The sequence below is a fragment of the Bacillus sp. ISL-39 genome (assembly GCF_018613295.1).
Classification (GTDB): domain Bacteria; phylum Bacillota; class Bacilli; order Bacillales; family Cytobacillaceae; genus Mesobacillus.
The window spans coordinates 33,515-52,273 of record NZ_JAGGQM010000007.1 but is presented as its reverse complement, the minus strand read 5'-3'; the positions used below and the strand labels follow the sequence as shown (position 1 = coordinate 52,273).

14 protein-coding genes and 1 riboswitch are annotated in these 18,759 nt (G+C 42.5%); of the genes, 3 read left to right on the top strand and 11 right to left on the bottom strand.

The window, feature by feature from the left end; all coding sequences use genetic code 11:
- Positions 1-38: 38 nt before the first annotated feature.
- The 3 genes from J7E37_RS08125 to J7E37_RS08115 all read right to left on the bottom strand — a co-directional run bounded on the left by J7E37_RS08125 (position 39) and on the right by J7E37_RS08115 (position 5,506).
- Positions 39-1,100: a DUF3900 domain-containing protein gene (locus J7E37_RS08125; protein WP_214778830.1), complete on the bottom strand. Its 1,062-nt coding sequence runs from the start codon at positions 1,098-1,100 to the stop codon at positions 39-41.
- Positions 1,101-1,226: 126 nt separating this feature from the next.
- Positions 1,227-4,364, bottom strand: a complete 3,138-nt coding sequence (locus J7E37_RS08120) for an AAA family ATPase (protein ID WP_215023471.1) — start codon at positions 4,362-4,364, stop codon at positions 1,227-1,229.
- Positions 4,361-5,506 (bottom strand): exonuclease SbcCD subunit D, encoded by a 1,146-nt coding sequence (locus tag J7E37_RS08115; RefSeq protein WP_214778825.1) that lies wholly within the window; start codon positions 5,504-5,506, stop codon positions 4,361-4,363. Before J7E37_RS08115 ends, J7E37_RS08120 begins: the two co-directional genes overlap by 4 nt.
- 480 nt (positions 5,507-5,986) lie before the next feature.
- Here J7E37_RS08115 and J7E37_RS08110 point away from each other — a divergent pair, with 480 nt between their 5' ends.
- On the top strand, positions 5,987-6,826 hold the full coding sequence (locus tag J7E37_RS08110; protein WP_215023469.1) for an STAS domain-containing protein: 840 nt from the start codon (positions 5,987-5,989) through the stop codon (positions 6,824-6,826).
- A gap of 228 nt (positions 6,827-7,054) precedes the next feature.
- Here the strand turns inward: J7E37_RS08110 and J7E37_RS08105 are convergent, their stop codons facing one another.
- The 3 genes from J7E37_RS08105 to J7E37_RS08095 form a co-directional block, all read right to left on the bottom strand.
- Positions 7,055-8,011: a glycine-rich domain-containing protein gene (locus J7E37_RS08105; protein WP_215023467.1), complete on the bottom strand. Its 957-nt coding sequence runs from the start codon at positions 8,009-8,011 to the stop codon at positions 7,055-7,057.
- 150 nt (positions 8,012-8,161) lie between these two features.
- Positions 8,162-8,362: a cold-shock protein gene (locus tag J7E37_RS08100; RefSeq protein ID WP_214778819.1), complete on the bottom strand. Its 201-nt coding sequence runs from the start codon at positions 8,360-8,362 to the stop codon at positions 8,162-8,164.
- 295 nt (positions 8,363-8,657) lie between these two features.
- A complete protein-coding gene (locus J7E37_RS08095) occupies positions 8,658-9,908 on the bottom strand; it encodes an ATP-binding protein (RefSeq protein ID WP_214778817.1) in 1,251 nt (416 codons plus the stop codon).
- 286 nt (positions 9,909-10,194) lie between these two features.
- On the opposite strand from J7E37_RS08095, the gene J7E37_RS08090 reads away from it, so the two are divergent.
- Positions 10,195-10,974 (top strand): hypothetical protein, encoded by a 780-nt coding sequence (locus J7E37_RS08090; RefSeq protein WP_215023465.1) that lies wholly within the window; start codon positions 10,195-10,197, stop codon positions 10,972-10,974.
- Between the two features lie 136 nt (positions 10,975-11,110).
- Here the strand turns inward: J7E37_RS08090 and J7E37_RS08085 are convergent, their stop codons facing one another.
- The 5 genes from J7E37_RS08085 to J7E37_RS08065 all read right to left on the bottom strand — a co-directional run bounded on the left by J7E37_RS08085 (position 11,111) and on the right by J7E37_RS08065 (position 16,215).
- The gene (locus J7E37_RS08085; protein WP_353049996.1) at positions 11,111-12,310 is read right to left on the bottom strand and encodes a thermonuclease family protein; all 1,200 of its coding nucleotides are present in this window, start codon (positions 12,308-12,310) and stop codon (positions 11,111-11,113) included.
- 71 nt (positions 12,311-12,381) lie between these two features.
- Positions 12,382-13,059 carry a hypothetical protein gene (locus J7E37_RS08080; protein ID WP_214778812.1) on the bottom strand — a complete coding sequence of 226 codons (678 nt, stop codon included), beginning with the start codon at positions 13,057-13,059 and terminating at the stop codon, positions 12,382-12,384.
- 113 nt (positions 13,060-13,172) lie between these two features.
- Positions 13,173-14,138: an ArsA family ATPase gene (locus J7E37_RS08075; RefSeq protein ID WP_215023463.1), complete on the bottom strand. Its 966-nt coding sequence runs from the start codon at positions 14,136-14,138 to the stop codon at positions 13,173-13,175.
- Between the two features lie 11 nt (positions 14,139-14,149).
- Positions 14,150-14,413, bottom strand: a complete 264-nt coding sequence (locus tag J7E37_RS08070; protein WP_213367584.1) for a cory-CC-star protein — start codon at positions 14,411-14,413, stop codon at positions 14,150-14,152.
- Positions 14,414-14,472: 59 nt separating this feature from the next.
- Complete coding sequence (locus tag J7E37_RS08065) at positions 14,473-16,215, bottom strand: carbon starvation CstA family protein (protein WP_214778808.1); 1,743 nt, start codon at positions 16,213-16,215, stop codon at positions 14,473-14,475.
- Positions 16,216-16,511: 296 nt separating this feature from the next.
- On the opposite strand from J7E37_RS08065, the gene J7E37_RS08060 reads away from it, so the two are divergent.
- Positions 16,512-18,098, top strand: coding sequence for a M4 family metallopeptidase (locus J7E37_RS08060; RefSeq protein WP_353050000.1), 1,587 nt, complete (start codon positions 16,512-16,514; stop codon positions 18,096-18,098).
- A gap of 426 nt (positions 18,099-18,524) precedes the next feature.
- A riboswitch (SAM riboswitch) is annotated at positions 18,525-18,637 on the top strand.
- The last annotated feature ends 122 nt before the right edge of the window (positions 18,638-18,759 follow it).

The following is an 18,759-nucleotide window of genomic DNA, read 5'->3' as shown; positions in this document are numbered from 1 at the left end:
ATCCAGCTCACATTATCAAGTAGTAAATTTATAGATTGTCAGCTTTTTTGCCTGATCCTTTCTACTACTGTACCGATTTCATCAGGTTTGGCAAATTCAACAGGAGAGAACCCTTTTTCAAAGGTAATGGTATCTGCTTCAATCATAATGACATACTTCCCATTCACCTTTGCAAGATGGATACTGTCTCCATAATCAGCCAGCAATCCTTTTACCGAAATGTGGTCGAGCTTCATTTTAAGCTCCAATTCAGGAGTATGCTCGATAAGCTGTGCAGCTGCTTCAATGACCTGATCGGGCTCGAATCGTTCCTGGAGCTCGCGTTTGTCGCTGGCTGCCCAGATTTCCATGGCGTTCTCAAGCTGCTCCCGCTCCTCGCTTTCTGGTTCAAAGGTTTCCTCCATATGCCCGCGGACCATCTCAATGACCTGAGTCTTTACGATTTCCGGCATCGACTGGCCATACTCAACATATTTCAGGAAGTCCTCAAAATAACGAGCATGTGAGGACTGGTTAATTTTTAGTTCATTATCCTGGATCATTCCCTCTTCCGGCATATAGGGATACTGTATGGATTTCATGTTTTTAGTTGTAATCGCCATTTCAACCTGCCGGATCAAGGTCGATTCATCAGAAATTGAGGCAACCTTTGGTTCAAAATCACATTTCAGGATAAACACAAATGCATCGTCAAAAAACTTGCGAAGCTTAGCTCTCGCAACAATGAATGCCCCGCCTCTTACTGCGCTTGTATCAACGTATGCTATTGCAAACTTTTCGCTCTCTTGCTGGAAGTCTTCCTTTGATTCAGCAAATCGCACACGATGGAAAAGATTGTAGTTTGGGTTGGAGGTTAAATCATGCCCTTCCTCTACGATGAAGTATCCGAGCTTAGTAGGAACTTCATCTGTTTTTGGATGGCGTTCCACCTTCCGTTTGACTATTTTGGCAAACTCGCCATCAAGAAAATCCTTAAGGTGACTGGATTCATATTCTTCCTCATTCAATGTCTGGAAATGTTTATATCTTTTATCTGCCTGCTCGCCTTTGCCTTCAACCTGAACAACGTAAAATGATAAGTATTGAACTTCGAATTCCATGGTAAAACTCCCTGCTGACTTATTTAATGATTCCTTTTAATAAGCATATATACTTTGAGTAGGAAATCAGGTCTAACCTGTAAGCGCGAAAATACAGCATCTCTTGCAAGATGCTGTACTTGTCGATTAATTCAACAATACAAATTCTGTTTTGCTTCCGGTTTGTGTTGATATGACCTCAAGTCTTGCATCAATCCGCTCTTTTAATTCCGGTACGTGAGAAATGATGCCGACAAGCCGGCCGCTGCTCTGAATATCGATTAATGCTTCTATGGCCTGGTCTAGGGACTCTGGATCAAGGGTTCCGAAGCCTTCATCGATGAACATTGTCTCTAATGAAACTCCACCTGCGTAATTCTGGACAACATCGGCCAGTCCCAGCGCCAGTGACAGCGCCGCCTTGAAGCTTTCTCCCCCAGACAATGTTTTTACATGCCGTTCCTGTCCGGTATAGGCATCCAGAACCAAAAGTTCCAATCCGCTTTGTACATTGCCTTTTGAACGATCAGTTTTTCGCAATAAGCGGTATCGTCCGCTCGTCATCTTGTTGAGCCTTAGATTTGCCTCAGCCAGTATATCATCTAGGAACGCCGCCAGGACATAACGTTCGAAGGTAATCCTGTAAGTGTTCTGGCCTTTTGAAATTTCGAATAAATGGCCGACCAGCTTGTATTTTTCCTCGAGAACCTTCATCTGCTCATTCAGATTATCTACCTGATCCAAGATGGACTGATTATCGCGTTTTTTAAGGTTTAAATCCTGGTATGCTTCATCAGTCTCCTTAATCATATTATTTAGTTGTGCGAAGTCTGCTTGAAGTGTTTCCATATCAGGTTTTTTAATGTCTTTCAGTAGGTCAGACAACTCTGCGAAACGGTCCGTTACAGACCTGACCTCTTCACGATAATTCATGATATCTGCATCTAGCTGCTGAATAGACTTTTCGGATAGTTTGGCCTGGTGATATGCCTGATAGTTTTCGAACCCCTGGGCTGTCAAATTGTTTCTGAAAGTTTCCCGTTCTTCAGCCAATTTGGATTCTATTTCCTTTAACCTCTTTTCAGCTTCTTCACCGCGTGCTTTTTCAGTCCCCAGCAGCTCTTTTGCATCCTGATAGTTCTTGCGGGCCTGCTCAAATTGTTCATCAAGCTGCTTTTGCAAGAGACCAGCTGATTTCAGTTTTGACTCGAATACCTGAAGTGAACGAAGCTGTTCGGGTATTTTTTCTTTCATTCTCTCAAGTGTAGTCTTTTTTTCGGTAAATTGGATCATCAGGCTGGAATAGAGTTCATCTATAGCTTTCAGCTGCTTATTCAGCCTTTCTCTGTCATCTTCAAACCTTTTGATTTCAGATTTGATTTTTTCCAGGCCTTTTAACTTCACCGAGTGTTGATTCTGCTCATATTGCAGTTTTTCAACGTCACTTTGAGTCAGCAGTACCGTGTCAGCTAACTGGCCGGCGACAAAGTCAGAGCGGAATTTGACGATTTCAGCAACCATTTCCTCTCCGCTTTCAATCATTGACCTAAGGGTCGTATCAGCCTCGATAAAAGACTTTTCAGCAGCGCTCTTCTCTCTTTCAACACCAGTGATCTGCACCCGTGCAGCTTTTAGATCTTCTTCGGTCGGAATAAAACCTTCAGTTGCTTTCGCGGGTTCAGGATGTTGCTCTGATCCGCAAACAGGGCAAGCACTGCCATCATGCAGTGAGGCAGCCAAAACTGCAGCCTGCGAATGAAGCCATTTTTGTTCAAGCTCTTCCACTGTGGTTTTGGCATCATTCAGTCTGGATACAGCCTGGTCAAAAATGCCTTTCCGTGCTTCAAAGCTTGCTCGTGCTTGTTTAACTTTCTGATTATGATTGCCAAGCCTATTCAACTTGTCCAATTCAAGGAGCAGTTTTTCCAATTTCCGGTCATTCTCCAGATAAGTGATCTGCGCCTTTTCGGCATCTTCTTTTTCTGTAAGCAAGACTTTAAGTCTCTCCTCAGAGGACTTAAGCTGGGATTCATTGTTCTCCCGGTTCTTTACCGATGATTCCAGTGCTTGCTTTAGTTCAGCAAACTGTGAAGCTATGCTGGCGAATACATGGACATCTTCCTTCATATTTTCAAGCCTGTTAACCTGTTCAGCAGCTGCTTTCCGCTCTGGTTCCCGATCAATTTGTTTCTGGTGGTCTTTTTCTGCTGCTGTGAGTCTGACTGTTAACTGTTCAATTCGTTTTGTGATCACATTTACCTGGTTTGTTATACTTTCCAGGTCGGCCTTAAGTCGGTGGCAAAGCTGTTCCTGAGCTTCTAGAAGAGCTGCTTTTTTTGCAAGTACTGTTTGTTTTTCTTTTTCCGCAAAAAGATCCTTTTGGCCTTCAAGCTTTTCCTTTGTCATCTTAAGGGTTTCTAGTGATTGTATTTGTTTTAAAGTTGCTTCCGCTTCGAACAAACGCTGCTGCATTTTATCGCGTTCAAGCTGAAGCTTTTCACGGTCCCTGTTTAGCTTTTCAAGTTTTATTTCCATTGCCCCAATTTCTTCTTTTAAAAGCGGGAGGATCCGTACATCATTTGTACTGCCGGATTCTACATACTCCTTCAGTTCCTCATTTTCCACAGCTTTTATGCTGCGAAGTGCTGAATTCCTTTTTTCAACCTGGTCCTCGACCGATTTTTTCAGCACAGTGGCTTCTTCCTTAAGCTTTTCCTCTACTCTTTTATAGATTTCCGTATGGAATAGTCTTTGCAGGATGACTTCCTTTTCCTTACTGTCGGAAGTTAAAAGCTTTCGGAATTCCCCCTGGGGAATCATCAGGATCTGCCGGAATTGATTGCTGTCGATGATCATGATCTCCTTGATCTTTTCATCCACTTCGCGAACATTTGAAGCAAGCAGCTGCAGTTCTCCGTTTTCGTCGATCAGATAAAATTCTGCCTTTGCACCAACATTTGTTGTTCCTTCACCAGACTTCTTTTTCCTCTCCTGCTGCGGAGACCTTGTAATCCGGTATGTCTTTTGACGTAATGAAAATTCAAGAGTAACTTCAGTCAATAACTCATCTTCAGCAAATTGGCTCCGCAGATCGGGGCCATTACGGTCCTCACCGCTTGCCTTGCCATAAATCGCGTAACTGATGCCGTCAAAAATGGTTGTCTTTCCTGATCCAGTTTTACCCGAAATGACAAACATTGTCCTGTTCTCAAGCTGCTTGAAATCTATCGTTTCCGTACCGGCATATGGCCCGAAAGCCTGCATCGTCAGTTTCAGAGGTTTCATTTTTGACCCTCCTCCCTCAATACTTTGCCAATCACATCTGTAATGACGCCACGTTTATCTTCTGAGAATTCGCTTGTTGTCATTTCCTTGTAAAACTGTTCGAAAAGCTCAAGCTCCGTCTTTTTCTCTTCCCTGATGGAGCTGAAGTGCTGCTTTTGCTTCTGATCTATAGATTCGATTTTACGCTCAAGATGGAGGACATTCGGAAAGACCTGGCGGAGTTTGCCCATTGGGTCGATTATGGCCCCGTCATCTAGCAAAGTTACTTTTAAATAATCACTCGTATTTTCTTTTTCATAAAAGGATGGATCCAAAAGCTGTTCAAGATGGCCCTCCAATTCACGCATATCCTGCTTCGGTTTCAGGGTCTTGTAGCGCATGTCAAAACTGCCGTTTTCATTCATTTCAATGATTGAAATCGATTTGCGCTGTTTTGCTTCCGAAAATGAATATTTTAACAGGGATCCAGAGTATTTTATTTTTTCATGCTTGATTGCGTCTGGGCTGTGAAGATGCCCTAATGCAGTAAAGGCGAATGGGTCAAAAAGGTCCTGGGTGACACAGCCTGAACCGCCAACCGACAAGGTACGCTCCGAATCACACGAGTCACCGCCAAGCACAAAAGCATGTCCAACAAAAACGTTTACTTCGTCAGGATTCAGGTTTTCTTCAATTTTGCCAATCACTGCTTTCATCGCATCCTGATGGGAATGAATCGAAGAATCGTCAAGCAAATGGCGGACGACGCCAGGTTCAGCATAAGGAATCAGGTGAAAATTGACCCCGTTAATATGTACAGGCCTAAAGTCGTTCGTCAATTTACCGGTAAGGTAAAAATGGTTATGGCGGTACCATGAACTCCCAAAGGACAGCCGTTCTGCACTGTCGTGATTTCCTGCAATCGCCACAATCGGCGTGTTCAATTCCACGTTGATCCTGAAGAGTACTTCATCAAGAAGTTCCACAGCATCTGTCGGCGGTACAGACCTGTCATAAAGATCTCCTGCAATTACAACAGCATCAGGCTTTTCGTCGGCGACAAGGTCTACAAATTGATTCAATACCTCTCGCTGATCTGCAGTCATGTACATACCGTGTACAAGCTTTCCAAGATGCCAGTCACCTGTATGGATAAATTTCATGCCAATCCCCCCTGTTTTTTAAGGCTCTTTTCTCAAACTTTGTTGCTATTGACTACAAAATAGGATTGAATCACCTAAGTTTCATCACATAATTAACGCTTTATTATGAGAAAAGAGCTTGCAAACTTAGTACCGACTTACAAAATGGCTTTTATCACGTTAAAATCGCCTACAGGATTTTAACAACAATTTTTACGAAAACAGCCTTTTTTAAAGTTCATCTATTTTAATTTTTGCTAAAAGCGTTTTTGACAATGCTACTATTATATCAAACTCAAAAATTTAATGGGTGCTCAAAAAAAGGAAAGGTTCAGGGAACGTTTGTTCTAATCCTATCAGACACCCTCTTGAAAATCTACCTGATTTTTCCTTCACTATTGTCTATTGAATTAACATTTACTAATTATATTTGAAATTTGACTTTTAAGTGCTTGTTTTTCACAATAGAGTTATGACTAATCAATAAAGCAGGGATTATGAATGGAACCAAAAACTGAGGCGTTATATAAGTTTCTTGTCGACAATGCGAGCCATTTTACAGAGGATTGGCTTAAACGCCAGCGGATTATTAAGGGATCGGATTATTCTGCTGACGCGCCGCCAGAAGTTATGAACAGGGTGAAGGAGCAGAATTCAAATTATGTTCGCCTTGTGGCCAAATCACTTTATCAGACTGAGGAAGAGATGAAGGAAACCATTTCGGCCTGGACGAGCCAGACTGCAGCTGACCGGATAAAATCTAAAACGGACCTGACAGAAGTGGCGTGGAATTCAGGCGTATTCCGTCGTGTTTACTGGGAATATGTTCAAAAATTCGTAAAACAGACTGACATGGAGATCACACTGGACGACGTTTTTACATGGGAAGAAAAAATCAATTACACTCTTGATTACGTATTTGAAACATTTATTATTGTTTTCATGGATATCCTTATGAATCGATTAGCCTCTCAAGCAACTTTAATTAAGGAATTAAGCGCACCAGTAATTAGTCTGACAAAGGAAGTCGGGCTTCTGCCATTGATAGGTGAAATCGATACAACGAGAGCAAAGGGCTTGATGGAATCAACGCTTACACAAAGTATCGATGCGAGAATCAATACCTTGATAGTTGATCTTTCAGGAGTCGTGATGGTTGATACGATGGTAGCCCATCAAATCTTCAAACTGATGGACGCCTTAAAGCTGCTGGGCGTTCTAACCATTGTTACAGGTATCCGGCCGGAGGTTGCACAAACAGCAGTTCAGCTGGGAATAGATTTTTCAGATATTACTACAGAAGGCAATCTGCAGAATGTAATTAAAAGGCTGTTTTCGTAAAGATTGTTGTTAATATCCTAAAGCCGATTTTAACGTAATATAAGTCTATTTTGCAGGTCGGTATTAAGTTTGGATGCTCTTTTCTCACAAAAAAGTCAGCTTTACGAAGAAAAATAGGTCATTCAATCCTATTTTGTAGTCAATAGCAACAAAGTTTTAGAAATGAGCCAATTAAGAAAATCATCCAAAGTTAAAACCTGCTAGCGATTACTAGCAGGTTTCTTATTCTTAAGATGAGCATCCTCCGCCACAGCTTGAACAGCTGCTGGAAGAACAGCTGTGTCCGCTGCCATCATTATGGGAATCATGTGTATCTCCTGAACCGCAAAAAACAGCACTGCAGCCCGATGTTCCATGTGCCTGGTGTGAATACGCATAAGCTTGTGCATGGTCCCAGTATTCATCAAAGTAATAATATGAATAAAACACCATTACCACGCTTAAACCTGATAGGTCACCAAAAAGTCCTGGCCTTTCAAAAGACCCTTTTCTATCAACATGGTATATTTCTTGGGCTTTTCTTAGTTGAGACCTCAGCTGTTTGGTTAAATAATCAACCAATTCCTGATTATCCTCGGTGACCTTGAAAAATTGCCGCTTCAGCTCATCGTCACTAAGTGAACCGATTTTTTGGAGTACCTGCTGATCCAATGGATAATGGAAAAAGTCTCCCCATGTCTGCCATGTGTATTCAGTTATTTCAAATAGCTGAGCAAACACCCAATCAAAGAACGCCCTTTGCTGGGGTGCTGGTTCAGGCTCGAGGTTGGGCGTATGATGAAGCATTCTGCCAAGATATTTTTCAGAAAATGATTCATATTGCTTCGTGAACATCAGCATCTCATGCCACACCTCATCGACTTCGCTGCTGAACATTGGAGTGCTTTTCATAACCGAATTGAGGAAGAAATATCGTTTTAATTCAAGTAGGCGCCACTCAAACTCATCATCGGAAATTTGGGGATGGTCACTTAAATATCGAAGTTTTACTTGATTGATATACTCGTAAGGAAGTGCGTTTTCTAATTTATTTAGGATAGCAGAAGCCGGCACATCATCCAGCAAGCCGAGACGACCCGGTATATTCTCCTTCAATAAAACTTTCTTTTTGCTTCCATTGCCCGAAAAATAAGCTATGGCAAAGAGAACCCCTGCACCCGCCGCAATCGCTAAGAAGATACCCAACATCAAACACCTCGCCTTATGGAATAGTTGTTAAGGATATTACGGTTTACATCATGGAAAGGTTTCGGAATTATTGAAATTTTGGCAAATAAAAAGCCCAGCCAGTTGGCTGAGCTAAAAATTAGAATTAGAATGATAGTTTAGTAACGATTATCGTTTTGTAACGTTAGCAGCTTGCGGTCCGCGAGCACCTTCCACAACCTCGAAAGATACTTCCTGGCCTTCTTCTAATGTTTTGAAACCTTCTGTTTGAATAGCAGAGTAATGTACGAATACGTCATTGCCGTCTTCAGCTTCGATGAAACCAAATCCTTTTTCTGCATTGAACCATTTAACCTTACCGTTTTTCATGTGACAAATCCTCCTAGATCGGCCGAACAAGCCATGATTAAAATTTAGCAAATCACAACGACTAGTTCCTCATACATGACCTATTCAAACGTCTGAAAACATTAGAATAAGCAAATTGCAAAGTGCCTAATACGTGTGCAATCAGCTAATTTCAATATAGCAACGATGGATTTTAATGTCAACAAAAGACAAACCTGACAAATTCTTGTTTATAGTCCCTTATTTCTGGCAGAAGATTTCTGCTGAGAAATGTAGAAAAAAACCAATACCACCCCAAATCGGTGGACGGAGAATGTTAGCTGTTTTCTATTATATTGCTGAAGCGGATATGGAAGGTTGTCCCTGTGCCAACCTGGCTCTTGACCTCTACCTTACCTCTCATTGCACGGATTATGCTGAAAGTCACCATCATGCCAAGACCGGTTCCTTGCTGCCCTTTTGTCGTGTAGTATGGTTCTCCCAGGCGGGCAATCTGTTCTTCAGTCATCCCGAGGCCTGTATCTCTCACAAGGATATGGATCACAGTTCCGGTGCGGAAGGTTTGGACGATTAGTTCCCCGCCGTTTGGCATAGACTCCAAACCGTTCTTGATCAGGTTGATGAATCCTTGCTTGAATTTGGAACGATCTCCTGATATGACTAATCCCGGACTATACTTTTTTATTATTTTCACACCATTAAGGTTAGCCAATGGATTTAGTACATTAAGAACCTGATTCAATTCCTTATCGACTTCGATTTGCTCTTCCTTTTCAAAAGCAGGTCTTGCAAAAGTAAGATAGTCATTAATGACCTCTTCAGCACGATTCAATTCCTGTACGGCAATATCGATGAATTCCTTTTTCTTTTCATCAGGATAACCTTTCTCACCGAGAAGTTGAAGGAATCCTTTTACAGTTGTAAGTGGATTACGGATTTCATGAGAAATAGCCGCACTTAAATGGCTGACGGCTTCAATTTTATCGGCCTTAGCTAGTCTTTGCCGGATAATGAATGTTTGACGAATAGTCTCTATTGAATAGCTGATTAGACCTGAAGTCAGGGCAGGAATCAAAATGAAACTAATCCAGGCTTCCGGATGTCTGACTGGTTCGCTGACTACGGCGACCATCTGCATTAGCAGAAAAGAAGTGATTACGGTCAATAAAACCGAAATACCTACTCTGCTGTTCAGAGTAAGCCTATTGAACCAGGGATGAATCCATTTGAGAAGGATGGCAAGCACTGCAAAGACCCCCACCGAGACCCAGAACCCATCGTTTATGCCTAAAAAACCTCTCATAAGGATTGTGACGCCTGCAAGCAGAAAACTATATCCAGTATAGAGACTTCCAAGAATCATCGGCACTTGTCGAAGGTCAAAGCGAATGCCATCCTGGACTTGTACCGAAAAAATATAACAGGTAAAAATCGATATAATAAAATAGAATAATTGATATCTTTCTCGGCTCTCTTCCTTCACTTGCCTTTCAATGATTAACTGTGTAAAAAACAAAAGGACAAGAAGAAGTGAGAGATTCATTAATAAATGCTTTGTAATTTCCACTGTAACACCACCATTTATACTCACTAAGATAGTATTATAATCCAGTGCGCAGCGCAAATTTTATCCAATTTCACCTTTCTATTCCATGCCTTTTGTTTTATATTTGAAAAAAGAGAGGTGTTTCATATGTTAATGTGGTTAATCATTGTTTTACTTTTGTTCATACTCATTGATGTTGTTAGACTGCATAAGAAGATTGATAGGTTGAATGCTCATCTAAACCCAGTGCTACCACCACCAACGGATGAGGAAATCGAAATGGTGCTAACTTCAAAGAATACAAACTATGAAAAGTAAATGGCTCCCATATGGAATACTTCTCATCGCGATATTGCTGATTTTCACAATAGATAGATACCGGACGCTTATGCAGGAACAGGAAAAAGAACCGTCTTACAGTATTCCAGAAGCAGTAATCACCGTTGGAGACCAGGAAGTTATATATAAATCAGGTACATTTGCCTGGGTAGAAAAAGGCACCGGACCTGTCATCGACCAGGATGAGCCGCCAATCCTGTTCCATGATCAGCTGCCTGTCAGTGTGAAGCCGTTCAGCGAAATGAAGATTACTTTTCCTGAAAAGGCGGGAGTAGACAACATATCCGTTTACCGCTCAGAGGGACAAGGAGATTTGGAGATGGGGAATCTTCCGCTGGAAACAGTTTTTGATGATACCTATACTTTTAACAATGTGGCTGGCCAAAGTACCGTAATCATCCAGGCCTCCAGTGGAGATCAAGTCTATCATTATGCTTTTCCATTAATCATTGAAAAAGTGGTTGCTTATCAGGCACAACTTGCCGAAGAACCAGGCTACTTGGCTGTACTTGAACTGTATAAACCAGAAGCGCTGCAGGAAAATTGGGCTCTCGAACAGGTAAATAACAAATATGTACACAAGGCACATTCTTTGAAGATTAACAACCTTGAGGAAGCACGCCAGCAATTCCCTGATTTAAAAATCGATTCGCTGCCGTATTACGCCATTTTCAATCATGAAAGACTGCTTTACGAGGCATATAATCGAGATGATTTCTTCAAAATGCTGAAGATCGCGTCACCATAGGAAAGCTGGGTTCTAGCTAAAATAGAAAACGCCACCCATAAAGGATGACGGTCAGTTTTTCGGGTATTCCCGCAGTTAGTGTCCGTCATAACCCTGATGACGGACATTTTTACCGTTTTCCATCCGATAGTGTTCGTTACTTTCTCTTACGCCTTTTATTCTTAAAAAAATGAAGTATTTCCACTAGCAATAGTAGTAAGGTAATGTAGCAAAGGTAAGCATAAATTACGCCAAGTAACAGGTTGAGCGGCCATTTTTTGCTCCACAACCTGTGAGCGATCAGCGTCCGCTTCCCCATCGCCTTCTTTATGGGAACGGTGAGGTAAAATAACAAGGCGTACAACAGGCCGCTTAAAAAGCTGTAGTCAAATTCTTCGTCAGCAGTGTCAGCCTGATCGGATTCTTGTTTTGATTCACGCTGTTGGTCTGTTACTTTGGTATCTTCTTTCCTGTCTTCAGGCTGACTATCTTGTTGATTTTCTTCACTGTCATTTTTAGGTTGCTGCTCTTGGCTGGTATGATCATCTTGGTTTTTTGGTTGCTCTTGTGATTGTTCATTTCCCTCTTCTGGACCATCTGTAGCTGCATATATGCCTTTTCCACTATCTTTTGCATAATCCATCGCAGACCAGATTCGATTTTCATACTTATAACTGCCATAATCGTAAAAGTCTTCGACCAGTCCTGCCTTCGTGATTTCCTCCTGATGCAGCTTGTCTCCTGCCCAAACCCATGCTAGAAGTCGATCATATTTATCGAAAAGGCTCCCGCCATCCGTCTCAAGTTTAATTTTTCCCTGCTTTAAAAAGGAACATGTATACTGTGCCGCTTCAGGTCCGAATGGTTCCTTCGTCCTTGTACTTTCAGGAGTGTCAATATAGAGAAAACGTGTTTTATAGTCTTTGCCGTTGATCGTAAACACAGCCGTATCGCCGTCTATGCAATCAGACAATTCTGCTTCATACATTTTTCCAAGCTGCAATTTGCCGGTAGAAACTTCAGCTTTAGGCATTTCGCCTGCAGCCTGATTGGATTCAGAAGCATCATTCCCTGCCCCTGAGAAAGTATTCCCCTCCAAATCTACTTTTTCCCCATTGAGTCCGGCTGCACAATCAGAATTACTGTTATACTGATGAATCAATCGGATAAGCTCGCCGATATTGTCTGCGCTTTTCGCAATCGACGTTGGCTCATGAAGGATATATACGCAATCTGCATTGCGGAAATGGCCGCCAAGTTCATCCCATGAGCCATTATGCGCCGAGGCAAGGATTGGTAAAATAAAAAATGCCATCAGGATGGCAAGTATCACACTAAAGTTTTTTATGTAATTCACAGCTGCTCCCCCTTTTACCCCTCCTACTATACCAAAAAAACAGCCTCCCGTGGAAGCTGCTTGAAGTCAATTCAATTTAACTTTTTTTCAATTTGTTCCCGGGTCATTTCAATTTTTCCGGGCAATACGAACAGATATTGGATCAAATCCTCCAGTAAATCCATTATTAGTTCTGTCATTTCATCATCCATGTCCGTTTCCAACTCAAGCATCCTATGGAGTCCCCCTTCAGGTTTCATCAAGGGGCTTAATGAGGTAACTGGATTTACTAAATTAATATGGTCTGGTAATATCTCGAATTGCTGATCAAGTGTCATGCCCTTTGCCTTGTCACCTAAAAAGTTTTTTAGAACATTCTCAATGACACGCTTGGCCAGTACCGCAGTGGCTGTATTCTCTTTTGAAAGATAGACGCTGACTGCCGATTTATAAGCCCTTATCAATTCTTCGGGTATTTTGGGAATATGCTGTATCTGGCTTGTCGGATCTGTGGAGCTCTGTGGATCATATATGTACACATCGGGCTGGGTCTCGTGATCCCTTGTAATGATAACAAAGGGAACACTATGTTTGCATGAGGGACAAGCACTTTCAGTCATCAGCCCATGTTTGCTGCTCTGATATGTCGACTTAAGAACAAATTCAACTTTTTCCTTGCATACTGGACAGATATTTCTAATGCCCTTTGGGACCTTCAAATGTCCGAACTGACTATAAGATGTAATCGAACCGGCATAGATCCGCCTCATTTTCGTGCCCCTTTCTGTAAAACAAATTCTCCGCCAATCATTAGCTTTAGTTTCCATGCTACTCAAAAAATTATCCATGTTTTTATATAACCCTAATAAATAAAATGAAAACTCTACTTTTGAATATGGTTTAAGACTGAATCGATTTGTTTTCCCAAAAGACCTGAAATGTATTCCAATGTGCTAAGCGAGGAAATATCCTGCTCCAGGAGCGGCAAGAAAACCTGTCTCTGATTTTTGAATTTCTCTTTGATTTCATCAAGATACAAACGCTCATTCGTTCTCCTTTGCGCCATGAACCTTCCGTCTGCCTCCTTGGGGATGACCTTGTTGACAACGATCGAGTTAACATGTATACCGTGCTGGTGCAATGTTTCGATTGCCTTGTTCGTTTCAAGGATTGGAAGGCGCTCGGCGTTTAGTACAAACACATACTCGGTTTGTATGCCATCAAGCAAGATTTCTCTTACACGCTTAAAACGGTTTTTTCGTTCATTAAGCTTATCATATAAAGGGTCTTCAACCACTTCACCATCATTCATCCACTGTGCATAATTTTCATTCACTTTTTTGCGCCGTTCCAACAGCCCGTCCATCCAAACGCCCATTAATTCCGGAAGTGTCAGCAGCCTGATTGTATGTCCTGTCGGTGCTGTATCAAAAACAATGGCATCATAATTTGTTATTTCCTCCAGGACCAATGAGGTGATCTTGTCAAACAGCGCTGCCTCTTCTGCACCAGGCGAGGATGCTGCCATGTCAATCTGCCTGTTAACCTCCTCCAGCATCGTCGCTTTCACCAGGCCTTTCAAGTTGCCTTTTACACTATTGATATAGTTCCTGGACTCCTGCTCCGAGTCAATCTCCAGTACATCAAGATTCCGGGTTGCATTTTCAATTTTACCGCCAGTAAAGTTCCGGTGGAATAGATCCCCTGTATTATGGGCGGGATCGGTTGAAACCAGCAGAATCCTTTTCCCTTTTTGCGCAAGTAAGAGCGCCATGGCTGCAGATGTAGTACTTTTGCCAACGCCGCCTTTTCCGCCGATAAAATAGATCTTCTTTTCCACCATATCCATTACACTTCCTCCTAACAGCAGCGTATTCCTTCAAGCGGGGATTTTTCCATTCCGGCCCTCAGATGCCAATCATGAAAACGCTCGATGATGACAGGGTAGAGTTCAAGCGTATAGTAAAATGCCGGGTTGGGCAGGCCGAGCATTTCTGAAAAACAAAGCAGCATAAACAGGTCTTCTTCATCTCTCAATTCACGGGCTATTTCGGTCCTGTGCGGCTGCCTGAGAATCTCATCATACACAGCTATGGCACGCTTAAATTGTTCATAAAAACCCATCTTGATTACCTCTCTTTCTAAAAATGACAATAGAGACCGGTCGCCCGGCCTCCATTTCATTACATTTCCTTGCTTAATGGCGGTGGATTATTCCTGCTGAAGGCTGCGACTGCCTCGATAATAATCCAGAAGACAAATATCAGAATCAGTCCGCCGATACCAAAGAGCAGCATATTCAGCTCGCCGCCCCCATATCCAGACCACTGGAAAACGACTTGCTGAATCATAGCCCAGAGTGTCATGAAGAAAACGAAAACCATTGGAATGAAGGTAACGAAGTAATTCCTTCCCTGACGTTTCAGCCAGATGGAAACGAGCAGAAGGCTTACACCTGCCAATAGCTGGTTGCTTGTTCCGAACAGCGGCCACAACAGGTATCCACCAGAACCGAATCCGTTAGGGCCTTTCGGCAATAGTACAAGCGCTGCACTGGAAACAACTGCGACAGTTGTAGCTACATGGGTTTTAGTCAAAGCCTGGACATTGTATTCGCTTCCGATTTCGGCAATGATATAACGCATCAATCTTACTGAAGTATCCAAAGTTGTAGCGGCAAAGCTGACAACAATGATAGAAACAATTGTCCTAGCGATGTCCGCCGGAATCCAAATGCCAGTCGCAAGCTGGGCAGCACCATTGATGAAGTTGCCAAGACCGCCTGAACTTGCAGCCGCAAAGCTTGAATACGCAGCGGTAAAGTCAGCTTTTGTCGCAAAAACGGTGACAACCGCGATGATGGCGATCAGCGCAAGAACACCTTCCCCAACCGCACCAAGGTATCCAACAAAACGGGCATCCGTTTCTTTTTCCAGCTGCTTGGAGGATGTACCTGAAGAAACCAGTCCATGGAACCCTGAAATCGCACCGCAGGCTATTGTGATGAACAATAGCGGGAACCAGGAAACATCAGTAGCCGCTGCATTCATCGCAGGAGCTGTAACCTCGGGCTGAAGGAAGACTAACCCAGCATATAAAATGAATAAACCAACAACCAACTGGTGTGAATTAATATAATCACGAGGCTGAAGGAGCTTCCAGACCGGCAGTGTTGAAGCAATGTACACATATACCATCAACACGATAATCCAGACTAAGAATGCCATTGATACACCACTCAGCCCGAACATGACGGTGTTATCCGCTCCACCAAAATATTTCACAAGATCAATCTGCAAGGCCGGTACACGGCTGGCCAGGATTGCTGCACCATACATGACAGCAAGTGCGACCAATGAAGGCAGAAGCATCCCTTTTTTCTTTTTATAAACAGCATAGCCAATCCAGATTGCAAGCGGAATTTGCAGGAATACGGACAGGACACTTGCCGGGAAGCTGACAAATAAGTTCGCGATGACCCATGCAAAAACGGCGTTGACCATCAAAACAAGGATTAAAATAATGAATAAGAACATGATTTTCGCACGTTTGCCTATCAGCTTATTTGTGATGGTACCTACTGACTGCCCCTTATTCCTGACTGAAAGGACAAGAGTTCCGAAGTCATGGACACCTGCCGCGAAGACCGTCCCCAAAGTAACCCACAGGAATGCAGGAAGCCATCCCCAATATACAGCGATTGCTGGCCCGACAATCGGTGCAGCTCCGGCTACAGAGGTAAAATGGTGGCCCCATAGAATCATTTTCTTCGTTGGGACAAAATCCACCCCATCCGAATACTGGTGTGCCGGCGTAACGTAGTTAGGATCTAGACGATAAATCTTTTCTGCTACCCACTTGGAATAGAAGCGATAGCCAATCGCAAAGACAATCATCCCAATCACGGCTAACCATAAAGAATTCATTTTTATTAACCTCCTTTTTTATGAGTTGGTATTACAACTTAATAATAAAAATATATTGCTTAATTAGTCAATAAATTCTGACTACTTTTCTTAAAATCCTGTATTCAAGCATTCATCCCTCTATCAAAAATATTTCCCAACCTACAGATTCGACGAGTTTAGACTTAGTTGTTGAAATGTTCAGACTATTAAAGTATAAATATGATAATCTACTAATTCCTATTAGATAGAATTTGATTTTAGGAGGAATTTATTTGAAGAAAGTCGTTTCCCTAAGTTTGACAGCAAGCCTTGCAATCAGCGGATTGGTTGCTGCCACAGGCTTTGCCGCCCCATCAGCAGATTCACCGTCCAACAAGTTTACGAAAAGCCATGGCGTACCTGAATTTGTTGCTGGCAAGCTGACAAATCCATCAGAGAAAGCAGCAAAGGATATTGTCCTTGGGTACCTGAAAGCTTCGAAAGGAAAATACAATCTGGGAACAAATGATAGTTTTGCTGTTAAATCTCAGGAAGCAGACAAGCTTGGCGGAGATATTGTCCGACTGCAGCAGGTCTATAATGGAGTTCCTGTCTGGGGAGCAACACAGGCAGCCAGAGTTGACGAAAACGGTGTTCTTAAGGTTTTTAGCGGAACTGTCAGCAAGGGACTGGGCGACAAGCTTTTAAAAGTCTCCAGCAAAAAATCCCAGAGAGATGCAATTGCCGTGGCTGAAGGTGATTTGGGCTACAAGCCTGAATATGAAGTAACGCCAACGGCTGAATTTGTTGTTTATCCTGGTGAGGATCAAGCAGTGTACGCTTACCATGTCACGTTGAACTTCCTGAGCCCTGAACCAGGCAATTACCAGTACTTTATCAACGCTGTTACAGGTGAAATTATTAATAAATACAACGCCATTGATACTGCTGGAAAAAACAATCCTTCTTTAAACGGAGCAGATACGGTTGGATCAGGTGTCGGAGTGCTGGGTGACACGAAGTCGTTGAACACGCTTCTTTCAAATGGCTCTTATTACTTACAGGACAATACTCGCGGAAATGGTGTGTTCACCTATGATGCCAAGAACCGCCAGAGAACGCCAGGTTCCCTCTGGGTCGATGCGGATAATAACCTGAACGCTGCTTATGACGGAGCCGCAGTAGATGCCCACTACTATGCAGGCCTCACTTATGATTACTATAAAACCACTTTTGGCCGGAATTCATATGACAACAATGGCGCAGCGCTGAATTCCACAGTCCATTACGGCAGAAGCTACAACAATGCATTTTGGAATGGGCAGCAAATGGTATATGGTGATGGAGATGGCGCTACCTTCATCCCGCTTTCCGGTGCTCTTGACGTAGTGGCGCATGAACTGACACATGCTGTGACTGATTTCAGTTCTGACCTGGTTTACCAGTATGAATCAGGTGCATTGAATGAAGCGATTTCCGATATCTTCGGCACACTTGCTGAATTCCATGACAACAATAACCCAGATTTCGAGATTGGCGAAGATATCTACACTCCAAATACGGCTGGTGACGCCCTTCGTTCAATGAGTGACCCTACAAAATATGGTGATCCGGATCACTATTCGAAACGTTATACTGGAACATCCGACAATGGCGGAGTCCATATCAACAGCGGAATCATCAATAAAGCTGCCTACCTTCTGAGCGAAGGCGGTTCACATTATGGAGTATCGGTCCCGGGAGTCGGAACAGATAAAATGGGAGCGATCTTCTACCGTGCAAACACTGTGTATTTCACTTCTTCCACGAATTTCAGCCAGGCACGGGCAGGAACTGTACAAGCAGCAAAAGACCTGTATGGTGTAGCTTCGGCAGAAGTTGAAGCTGTCAACAAAGCATTTGATGCTGTAGGAATATATTAATAACTTTAAATTTAGTAAGACTGGCTCATTTATTCTTGTGAGCCAGTTTTTCAATGCTGATGCTCCCGCGCTTTCTCGTTTGAATGAAAGAATAGAATTATGGTTTTGAGTAAGCTGGATTGAGTCTGCTGAAGCTTGGCAGCTTTGGCTTAGGATCATGAAAAACTGTCACAAAACAAAGGGAATTTTGGCAGCTTTGACCTCGAAACCAGAATAGTTGTCACAAAACCCGCAGAATCTTGACAGCTTTGGCCACACACACTGAAAAGCTGTCAAAACAGAATCACTATGCCATGACGGATACTTTAATTAAACTGACACTATAGGAATCTTCTGCATATATACTTCACTGCTTTAATAAAATGATTGACATCCTGCAATAATGGCTGTAATATTTAGAGAAATTTAATAATTCAATAATATGAAATCTTATCCAGAGAAGCTGAGGGTCTGGCCCTGTGAAGCTTCAGCAACCTTCAACTATTTTTTGTTGAAAAGGTGCTAATTCCAGCAAGTTTTAAAAACTTGGCAGATAAGAAGAATGGCTATCAACTGTAAAAGTCTTCTTCTTAAGAAGGCTTTTTTGTTTTATTAGGGACTTCTCGTAACCGACTTCCTGCAAAATTGTAGATCAAGTCCCTTTTAAGTCGATTATCTCGTC